This is a genomic window from Corynebacterium sp. HMSC059E07 (assembly GCF_001814395.1).
In the GTDB taxonomy this organism is placed as follows: Bacteria; Actinomycetota; Actinomycetes; order Mycobacteriales; family Mycobacteriaceae; genus Corynebacterium; species Corynebacterium hesseae.
In genome coordinates this window covers 1-17,761 of the sequence record NZ_KV816282.1, presented here as the reverse complement: position 1 = coordinate 17,761, position 17,761 = coordinate 1, and the positions used below count along the sequence as shown (strand labels likewise).

General features: G+C 63.1%; 19 protein-coding genes and 1 tRNA gene. 10 read left to right on the top strand and 10 right to left on the bottom strand.

What is annotated here, in order from left to right:
- Positions 1-23: 23 nt before the first annotated feature.
- Positions 24-96 (bottom strand) — tRNA-Thr (locus HMPREF2967_RS02590).
- Positions 97-282: 186 nt separating this feature from the next.
- Here HMPREF2967_RS02590 and HMPREF2967_RS02585 point away from each other — a divergent pair.
- Genes HMPREF2967_RS02585 through otsB form a run of 5 tightly spaced genes read left to right on the top strand, consistent with a single transcriptional unit; the run spans position 283 to position 5,089 of the window.
- Complete coding sequence (locus HMPREF2967_RS02585; RefSeq protein WP_070684905.1) at positions 283-1,959, top strand: threonine/serine exporter ThrE; 1,677 nt, start codon at positions 283-285, stop codon at positions 1,957-1,959.
- Between the two features lie 50 nt (positions 1,960-2,009).
- The gene (locus tag HMPREF2967_RS02580) at positions 2,010-2,369 is read left to right on the top strand and encodes a hypothetical protein (protein ID WP_070684866.1); all 360 of its coding nucleotides are present in this window, start codon (positions 2,010-2,012) and stop codon (positions 2,367-2,369) included.
- Between the two features lie 2 nt (positions 2,370-2,371).
- Positions 2,372-3,793, top strand: a complete 1,422-nt coding sequence (locus tag HMPREF2967_RS02575; RefSeq protein WP_070684864.1) for an alpha,alpha-trehalose-phosphate synthase (UDP-forming) — start codon at positions 2,372-2,374, stop codon at positions 3,791-3,793.
- Complete coding sequence (locus HMPREF2967_RS02570) at positions 3,790-4,314, top strand: hypothetical protein (protein WP_070683728.1); 525 nt, start codon at positions 3,790-3,792, stop codon at positions 4,312-4,314. Before HMPREF2967_RS02575 ends, HMPREF2967_RS02570 begins: the two co-directional genes overlap by 4 nt.
- Positions 4,315-4,345: 31 nt before the next feature.
- Positions 4,346-5,089 carry a trehalose-phosphatase gene (gene otsB / locus HMPREF2967_RS02565; RefSeq protein WP_070532319.1) on the top strand — a complete coding sequence of 248 codons (744 nt, stop codon included), beginning with the start codon at positions 4,346-4,348 and terminating at the stop codon, positions 5,087-5,089.
- Here the strand turns inward: otsB and HMPREF2967_RS02560 are convergent.
- On the bottom strand, positions 5,086-6,171 hold the full coding sequence (locus HMPREF2967_RS02560) for a LacI family DNA-binding transcriptional regulator (RefSeq protein ID WP_070684862.1): 1,086 nt from the start codon (positions 6,169-6,171) through the stop codon (positions 5,086-5,088). The two genes, otsB and HMPREF2967_RS02560, sit on opposite strands and share 4 nt — an antisense overlap.
- Positions 6,172-6,243: 72 nt before the next feature.
- Here HMPREF2967_RS02560 and HMPREF2967_RS02555 point away from each other — a divergent pair, with 72 nt between their 5' ends.
- The 4 genes from HMPREF2967_RS02555 to HMPREF2967_RS02540 are packed head-to-tail and all read left to right on the top strand — an operon-like array spanning position 6,244 to position 9,838.
- Positions 6,244-7,347, top strand: coding sequence for a metal ABC transporter solute-binding protein, Zn/Mn family (locus HMPREF2967_RS02555; RefSeq protein WP_070684860.1), 1,104 nt, complete (start codon positions 6,244-6,246; stop codon positions 7,345-7,347).
- Positions 7,348-8,049: a metal ABC transporter ATP-binding protein gene (locus HMPREF2967_RS02550; RefSeq protein ID WP_070684858.1), complete on the top strand. Its 702-nt coding sequence runs from the start codon at positions 7,348-7,350 to the stop codon at positions 8,047-8,049.
- The gene (locus HMPREF2967_RS02545) at positions 8,027-8,989 is read left to right on the top strand and encodes a metal ABC transporter permease (RefSeq protein WP_175973284.1); all 963 of its coding nucleotides are present in this window, start codon (positions 8,027-8,029) and stop codon (positions 8,987-8,989) included. The genes HMPREF2967_RS02550 and HMPREF2967_RS02545 overlap by 23 nt, the downstream gene beginning before the upstream one ends.
- A 9-nt stretch (positions 8,990-8,998) precedes the next feature.
- Positions 8,999-9,838, top strand: a complete 840-nt coding sequence (locus tag HMPREF2967_RS02540; RefSeq protein ID WP_070522820.1) for a CE1 family esterase — start codon at positions 8,999-9,001, stop codon at positions 9,836-9,838.
- 33 nt (positions 9,839-9,871) lie between these two features.
- Here HMPREF2967_RS02540 and HMPREF2967_RS12765 read toward each other — a convergent pair whose 3' ends face one another.
- From HMPREF2967_RS12765 to HMPREF2967_RS02500, 8 genes are all read right to left on the bottom strand, one after another.
- A complete protein-coding gene (locus HMPREF2967_RS12765) occupies positions 9,872-10,153 on the bottom strand; it encodes an ATP-binding cassette domain-containing protein (RefSeq protein ID WP_080550367.1) in 282 nt (93 codons plus the stop codon).
- A gap of 305 nt (positions 10,154-10,458) precedes the next feature.
- Positions 10,459-11,109, bottom strand: coding sequence for an AAA family ATPase (locus HMPREF2967_RS02535; protein ID WP_010188886.1), 651 nt, complete (start codon positions 11,107-11,109; stop codon positions 10,459-10,461).
- The gene (locus HMPREF2967_RS02530; protein WP_010188884.1) at positions 11,106-11,840 is read right to left on the bottom strand and encodes an AAA family ATPase; all 735 of its coding nucleotides are present in this window, start codon (positions 11,838-11,840) and stop codon (positions 11,106-11,108) included. The genes HMPREF2967_RS02535 and HMPREF2967_RS02530 overlap by 4 nt, the downstream gene beginning before the upstream one ends.
- 18 nt (positions 11,841-11,858) lie before the next feature.
- Positions 11,859-12,809, bottom strand: a complete 951-nt coding sequence (gene rlmB, locus HMPREF2967_RS02525; protein ID WP_070522812.1) for a 23S rRNA (guanosine(2251)-2'-O)-methyltransferase RlmB — start codon at positions 12,807-12,809, stop codon at positions 11,859-11,861.
- A 59-nt stretch (positions 12,810-12,868) separates the two neighbouring features.
- On the bottom strand, positions 12,869-14,290 hold the full coding sequence (gene cysS / locus HMPREF2967_RS02520; protein WP_070684856.1) for a cysteine--tRNA ligase: 1,422 nt from the start codon (positions 14,288-14,290) through the stop codon (positions 12,869-12,871).
- A gap of 599 nt (positions 14,291-14,889) precedes the next feature.
- Complete coding sequence (gene ispF / locus HMPREF2967_RS02510; RefSeq protein ID WP_070684852.1) at positions 14,890-15,381, bottom strand: 2-C-methyl-D-erythritol 2,4-cyclodiphosphate synthase; 492 nt, start codon at positions 15,379-15,381, stop codon at positions 14,890-14,892.
- On the bottom strand, positions 15,374-16,135 hold the full coding sequence (ispD, locus tag HMPREF2967_RS02505) for a 2-C-methyl-D-erythritol 4-phosphate cytidylyltransferase (protein ID WP_070522801.1): 762 nt from the start codon (positions 16,133-16,135) through the stop codon (positions 15,374-15,376). The genes ispF and ispD overlap by 8 nt, the downstream gene beginning before the upstream one ends.
- Complete coding sequence (locus HMPREF2967_RS02500) at positions 16,107-16,691, bottom strand: CarD family transcriptional regulator (protein WP_070684850.1); 585 nt, start codon at positions 16,689-16,691, stop codon at positions 16,107-16,109. Before HMPREF2967_RS02500 ends, ispD begins: the two co-directional genes overlap by 29 nt.
- 288 nt (positions 16,692-16,979) lie before the next feature.
- Between HMPREF2967_RS02500 and HMPREF2967_RS02495 the strand changes: the two genes are divergently transcribed.
- Positions 16,980-17,555, top strand: a complete 576-nt coding sequence (locus HMPREF2967_RS02495; protein WP_070684848.1) for a hypothetical protein — start codon at positions 16,980-16,982, stop codon at positions 17,553-17,555.
- Positions 17,556-17,761: the final 206 nt, after the last annotated feature.

The window sequence follows — 17,761 nt, the reverse complement described above, 5'->3', positions numbered from 1 at the left end:
GGGCCTTTAAAAAGGCCCTTTTGAGCTGGAGACGAGACTTGAACTCGCAACCTACGCATTACAAGTGCGTTGCGCTACCAATTGCGCCACTCCAGCACCGCGGCTAATCCGCTAGAGGGAATCGTACCTGAGACCACCCCTCGGAAGGAAAGCCAGGGTGCTTGCGCTGCGAAAAAGCGAGTGCGAGGACCCCGAAAAGCACTGGCAGGTGCATAAATCGGCGGCAGTTACTAAAGTGCTGACTTACCGAACCCAGAAGTGTTGATGAGGTCTTTCTTTTCCGTGTCTGTTCTTTCTTCCTTGCGCCAGCGCCTGCTGTACCGTTCGGCCCCCGTCGCCACAATTGACGCCGCGAAGGCCGCACCACCGCCCTCCCCTCTTGCCCCGGTCGATCTCACCGACCCGGCCCAGGTCACGGGCGTCATGGAGATCGCCGCGCGCGTCGGGGAAATCCTGATTGCGGCTGGCTCCGCCAATACCGACGTCCAGGCGCAGATTCACCTCGTCGCATCCTCTTATGGTCTGCACTACTGTCACGTGTCCATCCTGATGAACACGATCACTATCCACACGGCTATCGGCACGGGCCCGGACCGGCGAAACCTCCACGTCTTCCGCGTGGCGCCGAGCATCGCTGTGGACTTCACCAAGCTCTCCGCCGTCGACCGCCTCATCCGCTCCATCCACTCCGGTGCCACGCCGCCGGCCATGGCGGAGAAGGTCCTGGATGATATCGACGCGATGAAGAACCCCTATTCCACAACCACCATCGTCAGCGCCTGGGGAGCCATGGGTGGGTTTATCGCCGTCATGCTCGGTGGTGATCTCCTCGTCGGCGTCATCACGTTCCTCATTTCGGCGCTCATCATGGGCACGAACATGTTCCTGGCCGGCTACCGCTTGCCACCCTTCTATCAGAACCTCGTCGGTGGCCTGCTTGCCGTTGTCCCCGCGGCCATTCTCTACAACGTCTTCGCGGGTTTCGGTATCCACATTCTGCCCTCCCAGATCATCGGTTCGGGCATCATCGTGCTGGTGGCGGGACTGACCTTGGTGCAGTGCCTGGTGGACGGCATCACGCGCGCCCCCGTAACCTCCTCCGCCAAGTTCTTCGAGGCCCTCATGTCCACCGGCGCCATCATCGCCGGCGTGGGCCTGGGTATCCAGGTTGCCTCATGGGTGGGCTTTAGCCTGCCGCCGCTGGCGACGCTCGCGCCACCCGTCTATCACCAGATCCCGCTTCTGGTGCTGTGCGGCGGAATCGGCTCCGCCGCCTTCGCGTTGGCCTTGGGGGCTTCGTGGTCGGAGGTCACCATCTCCGGGCTCACGGCGGCCGCCGGTATGGTTTTCTACTACTTCCTCGTCGTCTTTTTCGGCGTTGGCGCTGTCGTCGCCTCCGGATTCTCGGCCGTGGCGGTGGGCCTCGCGGGTGGTCTCCTTTCCCGCCGCTACATGATGCCACCGCTCATCACCATGATCGTGGGCTATACCCCCATGCTTCCGGGCCTGACCTTGTACCGCGGCATGTATGCCATGCTCAACGAACAGCTCATCACCGGCCTGACCAACCTGGCCAGTGCGCTTGCCATTTCCGGCGCGCTCGCCGCCGGCGTGGTCTTCGGTGAGCGCGTCGCCCGCCGCCTGCGCCGCCCGCAGTACTTCCGGCCTTATACCGCCTTCAAGCGCCTGGGAACGTTTTCCTTTTCGCGGGCCACCCGTTTGGCGCAGCGAGCACGCATCCCCCGCGTGCCCATGTCCCCCTTCGCACCGCGCCACAACCTTCCGGCCCCGCCGCCGCAGTATGGCCCCAAGCCACCGACGCCCGCGCAGCAGGCGCGCTTCCAGCAGGGTGATGCCGTCACGGACATGTGGCCCGTCACCACGGAGTTTCCAGCGCAGCGCCCCACCTACACGGTGCCCGGCAAAGATGACCCGAGCGCCCCATCGGCGTCGCAATAGCGTAGAATAGCCGGTCTGAAAGCTTTCACACTTCATCCCAGGAGGACTCCGTGCCACCAAAGGTCACAGATACTCAGCCAGCGGCTGACCAGACTCATGCAGTAGAGGAAGAGACCGCCCGCTCCGCGCGCCGCGTCGTTGCCACCTATGCGGAGGATTTCCTTGACGGCGTGACTCTTATGTCGATGCTGGGCGTCGAACCGGAAGGCTTGGTGCACCGCAAGGTCTTGGCCGAGCAAGCCGACGCTGCTCCGAAGAAGTCCAGCAAGAAGTCAACGAAGAAGGCCTCCAAGAAGTCCAGCAAGAAGTCGACCAAGAAGGCTACGAAGAAAGCCTCAAAGAAGGCGACTAAGAAGAGCACCAAGAAGTCGACGAAGAAGGCGTCTAAAAAGTCCGCGAAGAAGGCCTAGCTATGTCCGGGCGCAGCAATAGCTTCGTAGTCGTGGCCAACCGCCTGCCGGTGGACCTCGAGACCTCCGCCGACGGCACCCGTGAATGGAAGGCCTCCCCCGGCGGTCTCGTCACCGCGCTTTCCCCTGTCTTGGAGGAACACCAGGGCTGCTGGGTGGGCTGGCCGGGCGTGGCCGACGAGGCACCTGAGCCTTTCACCACCGACAACGGCGTCCTGCTTCACCCGGTACGCCTCACGCAAGAGGATTATGAAGCCTTCTACGAGGGCTTTTCCAATGCCACCCTGTGGCCGCTCTACCACGACCTCATCGTCACCCCCGTCTACAACCGCGATTGGTGGGACGCTTACCGCGAGGTCAACCTACTTTTTGCCAACGAGGTAGCGGCTGTCGCCGCGGAGAATGCCACGGTATGGGTGCAGGACTATCAGCTGCAGCTCGTGCCCGGCATCCTGCGCCAGCTGCGCCCCGATCTCACCATCGGCTTCTTCCTCCACATCCCCTTCCCCTCCCCGGATCTCTTCCGCCAGCTGCCGTGGCGTGAGGAGTTGGTGCGGGGGCTTCTCGACGCCAACTTGATCGGCTTCCACCTCGAATCCAACGCCCGCAATTTCCTAGAGCTCGCCCGCGCCCAGGGCCTGAAGGTCGAAGGTGAAGTGAGCACCCGCGCGGTCACCGCGCGCATCGTGACCAGTAGTGGGCATTCCGTCGGAATCGGCGCCTTCCCCATCTCCATTGCGGCGGGTGAGTTCGCTGAAGGCGGTGATGCGGGGGACATCGCCAAGCTGCGCGCTGAGTTGGGTAACCCCACGCACGTCATTTTGGGAGTCGACCGCCTCGACTACACAAAGGGCATCCTGCAGCGGCTTACCGCCTTCGAGGAGCTCCTCGAAACCGGGGCACTGGACCCAGACGAGGTAACCTTCGTGCAACTGGCCACGCCGTCGCGCGAGCGCATCGACCACTACCGCGCCACGCGCTCGAAGGTGGAGGAAGCCGTAGGCCGCATCAATGGGCGCTTCGGGCGCCTCGGTGCGCCGGTGGTGCACTATCAGCACAGCTCCGTTCCGAAGGAGGTCCTGCGCCGCTACTACAGGCTCGCGGACATCATGCTGGTCACGCCCTTCAAGGATGGAATGAACCTCGTAGCCAAGGAATACGTGGCCTCCCACGGCGATGGCTCCGGCGCGCTCGTACTCTCCGAGTTCGCAGGTGCGGCGGCAGAGCTTACTCAAGCTAACCTGTGCAACCCCTTCGACATCGAATCCATCAAGCGCGCCCTGCTCTCCGCGGTCAAGGCGCTGGAGGAATCGCCTGAGACCATGCGCGAGCGCATGACTGCCATGAACGAGCAGGTGCGCCAACATGATATTGCTTTGTGGTCGCAGTCCTTCCTCGGCGCGTTGGATCAGGAGGAAGCATGATGCGACGCCGCCCCGCCGCAGCGCTCACTGCTGTGCTCGCCTCGGCGCTGCTCGCAAGTGGACTAACCGGGTGCGGCTCCGCGGACGAGGAGCCCACACCGCGCGGCGATGATCGCATCGTGGGCAAGGATTGGCAGGTCATCAATCTTTATACCTCCCCGGACGCGCCATCCTCCCTCCCCGCCGATACCGCGCAGGTTCCGCACATGAGTTTCGGTGAGCACACTGCCGTGGGCTCGACCGGCTGCGTCCCCTTCACCGCCGAAGTCTCCTTCCACAAAGGAGACAAGGCCTCCACGATCTGGGAGGGTGACGTGATGCGGGTAGAAAAAGCCACCTACGAGAGCCCACCGAACGGTGAAGACTGCGAGGGCTCGGTCAGGTGGGCCGATTCGCTGATGCGTAACCTCATCGCCGAAGGCCATGAATTCGACTTTGCGCTTAACCCCAACAACCAACTGGTGTTGACACTGCGCACCGATAAAGTGGATTCACCGATCATCCGCATGTCCTCGCTCTAGCGCCGAAATTTTCAGCGCTAGGGTGGGAAACATGATTGATGCTCTCGCCTCCGCCGAACACCTCGCGGTTGTGTCCGACTTTGATGGAACCCTAGCTGGCTTCGCCCGAAACGCTTATGACGTGCGCCCAGAGCAGCGCTCACTCGATGCCTTGGCCTCCCTTGCGGCGCTCCCCCACACCACCGCCGCAGTACTCTCTGGCCGGCACCTCGACGGCCTGAAGCGGGTGTGCCCATTGCGCGAACCGGTGCTCTTTGGCGGTTCCCATGGAGCCGAATCCTCGTGGGAGGAATCCTCCTTAAGCCCAGAGATGAAAGCCCATCTGGCCAAGAAGGAAGAAGAGCTGAAGGAGATCATCGCCCGCCACCCCGGCGCGGAGCTGGAGGTTAAACCCTTCCAGCGCGTGCTGCACCTGCGCGCACTAGAGCTGCAAGACCCGGACGCCGCGGCCGCCGCCTATGCGGAAGGGGCAGCGTTAAGCGCCGATGGCTTCCCCAAGACAGAAGGCAAATGCGTCGTCGAGTTCTCCGCAACGCAGGCCACGAAAGGCACGTGGATTGAGAAGCTTCGCCAGCGCGTCGGCGCCACAGCGGTGGTCTTCTTAGGGGATGACACCACCGACGAAGACGGCTTCGCCGTGCTCAACCAGCCACCGGACCTTGGCGTCAAGGTCGGCGAGGGCGCAACGCAGGCAGCGCTTCGCCTACCAGATATCGCGGCGGTGACGGAGTTCCTCGAAGAACTCGCGTCCGCCCGCGCGCAGCACAGCTCTTAAGCCCCGGCCGGGGCCACTGTGCGCCCGGGGTGGAAAGACGTCGAAAGCAACGTGCGCGGCGCACCACCGTCGCCCTCAATGAGGCCCGCCAACATGCGCCCGGCCGCCGCCCCCTTCTCCTTATTCGGCTGCACGACGGTGCTCAGCCCCAGCGCTAGGGCCGGCGCGATGCCGTCGAATCCGGTGACGGAAAGCTGCTCGGGCACAGCAATTCCATGATCGCGGGCATAAGCTATCACGCCGAGCGCCATCGAGTCCGTCGTGCACAGCACCGCGGTGAGTTCGGGGTGGGCGCTCAGCAACTCTTCGGCTGCCGCATAGGCGGTGCGCGGGTCGTTGATGTGGCGCGTCACCACGGGGATATCTGAAGGATCGAGGCCCGCCTGCGCGAAGACGTCCAGCGCCCCCAGCACGCGCGAGCGCTGGACGTGCATGTCCGCCGCGGCGAGCTGTTCGGCCGTCACTTCGCCGTCGAGGCGCTCACGGTGCAGGCGGATGGTGAGGATGCCGATGCGGGTATGGGAGGCGTCGACAAGCGCCTGCGCCGCCGGGGCGATCGCGGCGCGGTCGTCGATGCCCACGAAGGGCAGGCCCGAATCCGTGGGCTGGTCACACACCACCACCGGCAGACAGCGACGGCGCACGGCCTCCAGATAAGCATCGCCCGCCGCCACGGAATAGACCACGAAGCCATCAACCGCCGCCGACCCTACGAGTTGCGCCGCCTGGGCATCGTTGGGGGCGCCCACGGTATCCGGGCCGGCGGGAATCAAGGTAAGGGTCGTGCTCGCCCCCGCTGAAGCCTCCGCCATCCCGGCGAGGAAGTCCACGGAAGCCATGTCCTCGAAGGCATAGGACAGGTGCTCGGTGAGCAGGACCCCCAGCGACCCCTGGCGGCGCGTGCGCAGGCTGCGCGCGGTGGGATCCGGGCCGGTGTAGCCGCGCTCGGCCGCGGCAGCGAGGATGCGCTCGCGGGTGGCAGGCGCCAGCTGGTCCGGGCGGTTATACGCGTTGGACACCGTGGTGGGCGAAACCCCGAGTTCGGCAGCCAGGGAGGCCAGCGTCGTGCTGCGTTTGGACATGACGGTAACACTACCCGTTTTCAACTCATTATCATTTGACAACAATTTTCACTAAAGCGTAGAAATAGGGACATGACCACTTCCCACTCACGCCGTGCTTTCCGACGTCCCACCGCTCTCCTCTTCGCCGCCACCCTGGGTGCCGCAGCGCTGAGTGCCTGCTCCTCCGGTGATGACAGCGCCGCCGGCGGCTCGGATGCCGGCTCCGACAAGGAGACCATCCACGTCGTGGCCTCGACCTCCATCTGGGCCGACGTTGCCCAGGCCGTCGTCGATACCGCACAGACCGACGTCAACATCGACGTCCGCCCCATCGTGAGTGGCAATGGCGTGGACCCCCATCACTTCGAACCCACCGCGGCCGACATCGCGCGCGCTAACGACGCCGACGTCATCATCGCCGGTGGCGGCGGCTACGACGCATGGCTCTACCAGGCCGTCAAGAACCAGGACGAGATCATCCACGCCCTGCCGCTGACCGCGCATGACCATGGCGATCATGATCATGGAGAAGAACACGACCATGCGCACGAGGAACACGCGCACGACCATGACGAGCATGGTCATGACGGCCATGACCATGGAGAAGGTCATGATCATGACCACGCTCACGAAGGTGAGACCGTGACCATGGATGAGGCCAAGAAGATCGCCGCCGAGCACCCCGAGCAGGTCACCAACATCGATGGCAACGAGCACGTGTGGTACGACTCCGCCGCCATCGAGAAGGTGGCGACGGAGGTCGCCACGCTAGTTAACGAGGCCAACCCAGAAGCCAAGGCGACCGCCGACCCACTCGTGGAACGTGTGGAAGGACTGAAGGCACGCATCGAGAAGCTCCCGCAGCGCAACTACGCGCAGACCGAGCCCATCGCGGACTACATCTTCAAATACACCGAGAGCACCGACGCCACCCCGGAGGGCTACCGCAAGGCCACCGTTGCTGAAGGCGAGCCCACCGCCGCCGACCTGGCGCACTTCCTTGAGGACATCAAGCAGGACAAGATCGACCTGCTCATCTTCAACCCGCAGACCGAAACCGACATGACCAAGCGCATTCGCACCGCCGCCGAGGACAAGAACATCCCGGTCGTCGAAATCGGTGAAACCCCGCCGGAGAAGACCAACTTCCTTGACTACTATGAAGAAGTCGTCAACGCACTCGAGGCCGCATAAGTGCTCATTTCCTTTAAGAATGCCGCAGTAGAACCCCTGTGGTCGGATATGAACCTCGCCGTAGACCGCGGCGAGTTCATCGCCGTTTTAGGCCCCAATGGCGTGGGCAAGTCCACGCTGCTGGGAACTATCCTGGGTACCCGCCAGCTCACCGCGGGCAGCGTAGACGTCACGTGCCACGTGGGCTTTATCCCGCAGCAAAGAATGTTCCCCCAAGACCTGCCCCTGCGCGCCCGGGATCTCGTGTCGCTCTCCCTCGCCCATGGCGTGCTCCGGAAGCGAAGGCCGGCGCGGGGGCGTGTCAACGAACTCCTCGCCGAAGTTGGCGCCACCGGCATTGCCAACCGCCGCGTGGGCCAGCTCTCCGGCGGGCAGCAACAGCTCATTCGCCAAGCCCAGGCCCTAGCCAACGACCCAGAGCTCATCCTCGCGGACGAGCCGCTGTTGTCTTTGGATCCAGCGCGGCAGCAGGCGACCGTCGAGAAGCTCAATGCGTGGCGCCACGAGCGCGGCACCTCCGTACTCTTCGTTACCCATGGCATAAACCCGGTGCTGGGCGTGGTAGATAAAGTACTCTACCTCGCGCCCAATGGCCACACGTTCGGCACGGTCGATGAGGTCATGCGCTCCGAGGTGCTCTCGGAGCTCTATGGCTCCTCCGTGACCGTCCTCAACGTCGATGGGAGGCTCATCGTTGTCTAAGTTCATCGAGGACACCCAGTACCTGCTGGGTGTTGATTTCGTGCAATCCTCGCTCATCGCCTGCGCGCTGCTCGGAATCCTCTCCGGGGTGATGACCTCGCTCATCGTCCTGCGCCAGATGTCCTTCTCCGTGCACGCCACCTCTGAGCTCGCTCTTATGGGCGCGGCCGCGGCTTTGCTGTTCGGCCTCAACATCGGCTTCGGCGCGATCGCCGGCGCCATTGTCGCCGCCATCATCCTGGCGGTGCTGGGCTTGAAAGGCCAACAAGACAGCGCCATCGGCGTGGTCATGAGCTTCGGCCTGGGCCTCTCGGTGCTCTTTTTGCACCTCTACCCCGGCAACGCCAAGACCGCGATGACGCTCCTGACGGGACAAATCGTCGGCGTCTCCTCCGCTTCGGTGTGGTTACTCGCCGCCACGACCGCCATCATCGTCGCCGTAGTGGCGCTGTTCTGGCGCCCGCTGCTCTTCGCCTCTGCGGATCCCGTCATGGCCCAAGCCGCCGGCGTGCCGGTGAAGTCCCTAGCGGTCTGCTTCGCCATCCTCGTTGGTCTGACGGCCGCGCAGTCCGTACAGATCGTCGGTTCCCTACTCGTCATGGCGCTGCTCATCACCCCGGGCGCAGCGGCGGTACAGATTACCTCCTCCCCGCTGCGCGCGGTGGTGTGGTCCACCATCTTCGCGGAGGTCTCCGCCGTGGGCGGCCTGGTCCTCTCCCTGGCGCCGGGCCTGCCCGTCTCGGTCTTCGTCACGAGCATCTCTTTTGTTATTTACCTGGTCTGCCGCGGCATCGGCTGGGCTCGCAGCCGCAAGGCCGTCCGCGACGACGTCGCCGCCCGCCGCGCCTCCCAGGAACACTTCCGCGCCGCCACCGATCGCGCCGACGCCGAGACACACCACACCTCGACGCACGATGAGCACTGCGCGCATCAGGATTAGGCTAGATGCGTGACTTTGGAACGCCGTAGCCTCGAATTACAAGACCGCACCCGCACGTACCTCGTGTACCGCCCGAATGATGACGTCGAGCGCCAGAGAGACCTCCTCCTGTTCTTCCACGGCTCCCTGCAATCCGCGAACGTCATCCGCCGCTTCACTAACGGCACGTTCGATGACCTCGCCACCCGCCACGGCATGCTTGCGGTCTACCCCACCGGCGTGGAACAGCACTTTAACGATGCCCGCGCCACCCTGCCCGTCGCCGCGCGCGAGCTGGGCATCGATGACGTCGCCTTCACGCGCGCCATCCTCGACGAGCTGCGCGCGGAGCAGGAGATTAGCCGCGTGTTCCTCTGCGGCTTCTCCAACGGCGGGCAGATGGTTATCCGCTTGCTCTTCGACGCCCCCGGGCTTGCCGATGCCGCCTGCATCTTCGCCTCCACTCTCGGCGCCGGCGCCAACCATGCGCCCACCAATCCGGACTCGGCGTACCAACCCACCCCGGTCATGTTCGTCCACGGCACGGGCGACCGGCTCGCGCCCTATACGGGCGGAACGGCGGGCATTGACCCGAAGCGCACCCGCGGTGCCGTCACCGGCGCGCAGGAGAACGCCGCACGCTTCGCGGAGCTCAACCATGCCGCCGGCCCAGAGCGCACCCACCTTTTCCCCGACACCGTTGTCGACCGCTGGGAGCCGGCAGACGCCACCGGCGCGCCGGTCGAGCTCGTGAGCGTCGAGGGCATGGGCCACGTCATCCCGTCGGGCAACGAGCTGGACCCACGCCTGGGTAAAAACACGGATTCCTTCATCGCTGCCGAGCTCGTGGAGGAATTCTTCGGGCTCTAGACTGCACGTGCGCCCCATCGTGTCTCACTCCACTCAGCCCCAACCTCGGGTCGAGGCCGTTCGTAGGTGAGCGTCGAGAAGCAATAATTGTGGATTACCGACCAGTGCTTTGGCGATTCCTAGACGCTGTTTCATACCGAGCGAAGCATGCTCGCAGGAAACACTGTGGTGCAATGAAAGGCCTACAAGGGATAAAAGATCCTTCAGTTCATCATTCAGTGAACCTTGTTGTAGTGGTCGGCAATGTCGTTGACGATCGCGTAGAGGTCGCGTTCCATCGCGTAGGTTTTCTTTTCTCGCGTACTGACTAATCACACTTGCGACCCGTTGTTATCTAGAGAATTATTACGTCCCAGCGTGATGTTGCACACGTCTGTGCATGTATGTACTCTCGATGTCACGGTTTGCTGGCGAAGATTCTTCAAGTTACCCGCAGCTGAATCTGTACAAGGTGAAAACGGCAGGCAAAGGACCGAGTTGTCCTCGTCTCTAAGCCGTGGAACCCCAATCCTCCAGAACCTTGTATTCGGCACACGCACGCAATCTGAATGTTCAAGATGTGAAGTACTGGCCAGCAACCAAGAAGTAAAGATCGCCATCCAGCTTTCTCGGCCCTGAATCTAGCATCCGGAGGCGTAGAGAAACTCACGCAACGACTGAAACGCCAGCGTCTGTGTCACGTCGCGCAGCTCAAGGAAGAACCCATCTTCTGTAATTTCAACAATCCGCGCACCGGGGATGGCTGCCACAATCGGTGAGTGCGTCACCACGATGAACTGCGCACCCGCCTCCGCGGCGCGATGGATTTCCGCCATGAGCGTCATCTGCCGCACGAGCGAAAGCCCAGATTCCGGCTCGTCGAGGATGTAGAGCCCGCGCCCATCAAAGGAACGCTGCACGACGTCCATGACGGACTCGCCATGCGACATCGCGGTCGAACCAACGTTGTAGTGCGCCTCCGCTCGCAGGAAGTAGCCGTCCTTGGGCGCGGTACCTAGCCGCAGGCTCGCCCACCTCCGGAGGGGATTGATGGGACCGGCGGAGCGCTGCACACCCCATATCCCACCGCGCTCAGGAAAGCCGTACTCGAAGGCAATGCCCTCGGCGAGCGTCGACTTTCCTACCCCGTTGTCCCCGGTCAGCACGGTCACCGGCGCACGCAGGTCCAGTCCTTGGCGTCGCAGCGCCACGAAACCAGGAACGGAGGACACCCACTCAGGTCCGTGGCCGCCGTCCAGCGCGGCATAGGCGTCGACATAGAAGTCTCTCATTCGCCCTCCCCAATAAGAAACGCGGCGGTTCCCAATGGATCGGCAAGGAACTCGCGCGCGGCGTGGACAGCTTCCGTCGCTTCGGGAGCGACGGGCGCAATCCCCTTGTCGCCGAACGCGTAGACGGTCGCGCCTTGCATGCTGAGGAAGACTGGCGAGTGCGTCGCGAGGATGACCTGCGCGCCCTGGGCGGCGAGGCGCTCGAGCTGCGTGACAACCTCGACCTGCCGGGGATAGGACAAGCCGTCTTCCGGCTCGTCGAGAATGATCATTCCGTCAGAATGGAAGCGTCTCTCGACGAGGGCGAGCAGACCCTGGCCGTGGCTGAGAAACGGCAGGTCACTGAGCGGATCGGGATTCTCCGGGCTGTGGATCTGGTGGTGATACTCGCTCAAGTTGAGGAAGGTCTCGCCGCGCAAGAAGTACACGTCGCGCGGGTTGTGCGCCCGCGAGCAGATGAGCCACTCGGGATAGTCCTCGTCGCCGGTGGCAAACCGGGCGTGGCGCGAGCCGCCCTCGGGATTGACGCCAAGCCCCACGGCGATGGCCTCGAGCAGCGTGGATTTTCCGGCGCCGTTATCCCCCACGACGACGGTCACGGGCGTAGGCAAACGCAAGGCGCCGCCGGGCAGCGCTGCGATGAGCACGCCCAGGCGGCGCATGTGTTCCGGCACGCCGGGCAGTCCCTCCCCAATAAGCTCCGGGGCGGGACGCACACTCGTGAGGAACATGGCGGCGAAAGCGTGAGCCTACTTCTGGGCCGCGCGGCGCTGGCGGGCGAACTCCGAAAGGACCGCACCTGCCGCCACGGAGGCGTTGAGGGATTCAACCCAGTCGGTCATGGGGATGGACATGATGGCATCGCAGTTCTCGCGGACGAGGCGCGAGATGCCCTTGCCCTCAGAGCCGATGACGATGACGACGGGGTCAGTGCCGCCGTTGTAGGTGTCGAGCGTGTGCTCGCCTCCCGCATCGAGGCCGACGACCTGGTAGCCAGCCTTCTGGAACTCCTGAACCGTGCGGGTCACGTTGGTCACGCGAGCTACTGGCAGGCGCGCGGCAGTGCCTGCCGAGGTACGCCAGGTCACCGCGGTAACGGAGGCCGAGCGACGCTCCGGAATGATGACGCCATGGCCGCCAAAAGCGGCAACGGAGCGGATGACCGCGCCGAGGTTGCGGGGGTCGGTGATGTTATCGAGGATGACGAACATGCCCGGTTCCTGGGCATCGCGTGCGCGATCCATCAGGTCATGGACGTCGGCATACTTATATGGCGGGATCTGCAGACCAATGCCCTGATGCATGCCGTTGCCGGTCATGCGGTCCATCTCGTGGCGCTGGACCTCAAGAATCGGGATGTTGCGGGTATTGCACATGGCTACGGCCTCAGACAGGCGGGCGTCGTTGCGCGTTCCCTGCACAATGTAGAGCGACGTTGCCGGAACCTTAGCGTGGAGGCACTCGATGACCGGGTTGCGGCCGACGACCATCTCCGCGGTCTCCTTGTGGTGGCGGCCCGAGTTGCGGCGTTCGCGCTCCAGCTTCGCCTTGTGCTTGGCGTGGTAGACGCGGTCCTCCGCCTTCGGCGTGGGCCCCTTGCCGGCTAGGCCCTTGCGGCGCTGACCGCCAGAGCCCTTCGTAGCGCCCTTCTTATTCGTCTTGCGGATACCTGCGCCGCCGCGGCCATGGGTACGTGCCATAATTCTTCTCCTTATGTTGTCCTCGGCTTCTGTGCTGTCCTAGGCCTTTGCCAAGGACGTTAATCCGCCAAGGACCAGGTGGGGCCGTCGGCGGTGTCGGTGATGGTAATACCCGCGGCTGCAAGGCGGTCGCGCACAGCGTCCGCAGTAGCCCAATCCTTTTCTGCGCGGGCGGTAGTGCGACGCTCCAACTCGGCTCGGACGAGGACGTCCAATGCCGCATCAGCGCCGCTTTCTTCGCCACTATCTTTCCACTGTTCATCGAGTGGATCAAAGCCAAGAACCGCAGCCATGACGCGCACCGCCCCGGCAAGGCGCTCGGCTTCCTCACGGTTGCCTTCTCCCAGCGCCTTATTGCCCGCGCGCACCGTGGTGTGGATTTCCGCCAGCGCCTTCGGGACAGCAATGTCATCGTTCATTGCGTCCTCGAAGGCCGCGGTCCACTGGCCCTTCTCGACGCCCTCGAACTTGCCCACAAAGTCCTCAATACGACGGTAGCCCGCCGCGGCCTCGGTCAGCGCTGCCTCAGAGTATTCGAGGACCGAACGGTAGTGCGCGGAACCCAGGTAGTAGCGCAGCTCCACCGGGCGGACGATATCCAGCATGTTGGCAATGGAAAGCACGTTACCTAGGGACTTGGACATCTTCTCACCGGACATGGTCACCCAGTGGTTGTGCATCCAATAGTTGGCAAACCTATCGCCGGCCGCATGGGACTGTGCAATCTCGTTCTCGTGGTGCGGGAACTGCAGGTCCAGGCCGCCGCAGTGGATATCGAACTCGCTACCCAGGTAGTAGGTGGACATGGCCGAGCACTCCAGATGCCAGCCCGGACGGCCGCGCCCCCAGGGAGTGGGCCAGGACGGCTCGCCCGGCTTAGCCGCCTTCCACAGGGCAAAGTCCTGTGGACTGCGCTTGCCAGCGTTGTCTGTTTCGCCCTGTTCCATCTCCTCGACGCGGTTGCCCGACAGCGCGCCGTAATCCGCCCCTTCCGTGGCATTCCACGCGGCGACATCAAAGTAAACGGAGCCAGCCTCATCGTCCTCCCCCGCTGGGCCCCCAGGCACGGCGTAGGCGAAGCCGGCGTCGATAAGCCTCTGCATGTACTCCACCATCTGGGTCACAAAACCCGTCGCGCGCGGCTCCACAGAGGGCGGCAGAACGCCCAGGGTGTTATAGGCCTTGGTGAACTCGCGCTCATAGGTGGATACCCACTCCCACCAGGGGCGGTTATTCTCAGCGGCCTTGGTGAGGATCTTGTCATCGATATCGGTGACGTTGCGCACCAAGGCCACGTCATAGCCCTGCGCGAGCAGCCAGCGGCGCAGGATGTCAAAGGCAACGCCGGAGCGCAGGTGCCCAATGTGCGGCTGCGACTGCGGGGTGGCACCACACAGGTATATCGACGCATGGCCGGGGCGAACCGGCTCGAACTCACGTTGGCTGCGGGTGGCGGTATCAAAAATGCGCAAAGTACTCACCCGGCCTAGTCTAATTGACCCGCAGGTAGGAATTCACCACGGCCGATGGTCACACGGAGCAGGACTGGGCGCAGTGCCTGTCCATTCAACCCGATTTAGGTAGTGGGTGGATGAGCAACGTCGCTTTTAACACTGATACTGGCGGCTTACAGTAGCGTGGTGGGATTGTTCCGCACCCAATTGACCTAAGACAGGAAGGCGTCCCGTAAAAGGCGGCTGTCTCAAGGCATCTTTGGGTCCAAAAGCGCCATCTGCAACGAATAAATGGCGTTTTCAGCCGTGAAAACGCCATTTGATTGATGCCTTTTGTCAGACGCCCTTTGCCAGATGCCTCCAGCACGTCGACGGAGGCACGCAACTGTTCACGGAGCTAACGTTCAAGCAGAAGCTCGACGCGTCGGAGCTCGTCATATAAAGCGCGTTCTGCTTCCGAAAAGCGACCGGAGTCTGCAAGCATCCGCAAATCTTCAGAGCTAAGGTTTTCACCAACCGCAGCTTCCAAGGCGTACAGGAGTTCGTCGTGCCGAGCACGAAGTGCCTCAGTATTGGTAATTCGCATTGTCAAAGCCACAGCGTCCTCCTTTTCTGATGACTTTACGTTAGGAATTGGGAGCGCGCCAGACCACGGCGGTGGCCACGGCTGCGCGGCCCTCCTTGCGTCCGGTGAAGCCAAGGTGATCCGTCGTCGTCGCAGAGACGGACACTGGGGCGCCGAGGATGTCGCTCAGCACGGACTCGGCTTCCTTCCGCCGCGGGCCCATCTTGGGGCTCTGTCCAACCAACTGTGCGGCGGCGTTGCCGATAATGAAGCCTTCCTTCTCCAGCAGCTCGCGGCACTCGCGCAGCAGCTGGGCACCGGAGACCCCGTCGTACTCTGGCCGGCCCACGCCGACGAAGGAGCCGAGGTCGCCGAGGTTGGAGGCGGAGAGCAAGGCGTCGACAAGCGCGTGGCTCACCACGTCACCATCGGAGTGGCCCTCGCAGCCATCCGCGTCCTCGAAGAGGAGACCTGCGATCCAGCAGGGTTTTCCGGGCTCGATCTGGTGGGCGTCGGTGGCGATTCCCACGCGCGGGATAATCGGGTTAGTCACTAGGCACCTCGAAGATGGTCGGTTCGGCCTCATCCGTCACGGCCTTGGCCAGGACGAGGTCGATGGGGGTGGTGATCTTGAAGGCGAAGGTATCTCCCTGCACGGTCTCCACGCGCTCGCCGTGCCATTCCATGAGGCTGGCGTCATCGGTGGCGACGAAGTCAGGGTCCTGCGCCCAATAGTCTAGGTTGGCGCGGCGCAGCGCAGCCAGGTTAAAACCCTGCGGCGTTTGCACGGCGCGCAGACGGGAACGGTCTGGGGTGGACAGGACCGTCTGGCCCTCCACCTCTTTGATGGTGTCTGCCACGGGAAGGACCGGGATGACTGCGGTGGCGCCGTCGAGCACGCGCTTGGCGACGCGCGCGATCATCCCCGGCGGAGTCAATGCCCGGGCGGCGTCGTGGATGAGCACCACGGCGTCCTCTTCCGGGATTGCTTGCAATCCCGCCCAGACGGAATCGGCGCGCTCGCCCCCGCCGTGGACGATGCGAATGGGTACGTCAGAGTCGATGCGGCCGAGAATGCTGGAGGCATAATCTTCCATGGCCGGGCTGACCAGCACGATGATCTCATCAACGAATTCGGAGGTGATCATCGCCCGGACGGAGCGCTCCAAGAGGGTGCGCCCGCGCAGCTCTACGTAGGCCTTGGGAACGTCTGCGCCGAGGCGCGTTCCCTGACCAGCAGCCGCGACGAGAGCAATGACGCGGGGGGTGGGCTGGTCCTTAGTCTTCGTCGTCGAAGGAGAGGTCATCGAGATCGACGTCATTGTCAATGTCGGTGGTAATGGACTTGTCATCCACCAGGCCAGCGGCGCGGTGACGCTCGATGGTGGCGTTGATTTCCTCCATCATGGTGTTAGCCTTCTTCTCATCAACCGGCTTGGCCAGGGAGAGCTCACCGACCAGAATCTGGCGGGCCTTGGCCAGCATGCGCTTCTCACCAGCGGACAGGCCACGGTCCTGGTCGCGGCGCCACAGGTCACGCACAACCTCGGCCACCTTGTTGATGTCGCCGGAGGCGAGGCGCTCCTGGTTGGCCTTGTAGCGGCGGGACCAGTTGCCGGCTTCCTCAACGTCTACTTCGCGCAGAACGGAGAAGACCTTCTCGAGGCCTTCCTTGCCCACGACATCACGCACGCCGACCATCTCAACGTTCTTGGAAGGCACACGGACCACGAGGTCGGACTGGTTGATTTGGAGAACGAGGTATTCGAGCTCCTCGCCGCCCATCTCCCGGGTTTCAATCGCCGTAATCTTGGCGGCGCCGTGGTGGGGGTAGACGACGACCTCTCCGACCTTAAATTCCATTGCCACTCCTTGTGAAGCCTTTGAGACGGTGCCCATCGTGTGCTCTCGGCGTACTCTCGGTGGGCCGCATATACAGGGAATCTATTCTAGCACGCAGCCATCGTGCCCCGCTCCCCCGCCCGGGTACCGCCTGCCCGCCGCTTTACACCACGGTGACGCCCTATAGAAAGCTCGGCTACCCCCGGTCTACCCAAGGGGTTTGCTGGAAACTGTGTGCTTTCTCCCCAGAGGTACTAGGCTAAAGCGTTGATAAGCTTTGTGATCGCAATTCAATGGAGGACACTCACAGTGCAGTCCCTGAAGTCCGCCGCTCGCTGCGGTGCCATCATGTCAGTTACCGCCCTCTCCGCGCTGGCCTTGGCGTCCTGCTCGGCCGGTCATGTTGCTCAGACCGCGGAAAAGGTGATTGCTGTCGACGGCGCATCCGCAAGCTCCGAAGATGGAAAGGTGGCCGTACGTGACGTCACCATTCAGGTTGAGCCGGACACCGGTGAGACCTCCCTCAAGTTCATCGCCGTCAACCAGGGCTACAAGGTCAACGACGTCGTCCTCGAGTCCGTCAGCGTCGACGGCCAGGATGTTCCTCTGGAGGGCGTCGAGCCGCTCCCCCGCGATCATTCCCTCTTTGCTGATTCCCAGACGAACCTGGACCGCCTCCCCAAGGACGGCAAGGATGAGAACATCACTTATGTGACCACCTCCCTAGAGAACGAGGACTACGCCTTCGGCGGCTCCCGCCCGGTGACCTTCACCTTCAACACCGGCACCATTGAGGTTGACGCCACCGTGTCCGCCTCCCCGCTGCAGTCCGGTGACTTCGACCGCGACCCGCAGTCCACCGAGGGCTACGTCGAGAACAAGTAAGCTTTTTCTTCATAGCGCAACCGCCCCAGCTGCCAAAGTTTTCCCAGATCTTCGAATCAGGGGATTCAACTTCGTCAGTTGGGGCGGTTTCATTTTTTCATTCTCCAATCAAGCCAAGGAATAGTGACAAACCACCGCTCGGTGAAAGACCTAGACCGTCTTACAGGCTAACGTTGTTATGTCCATAGGGTTTTTGGACATGGAGT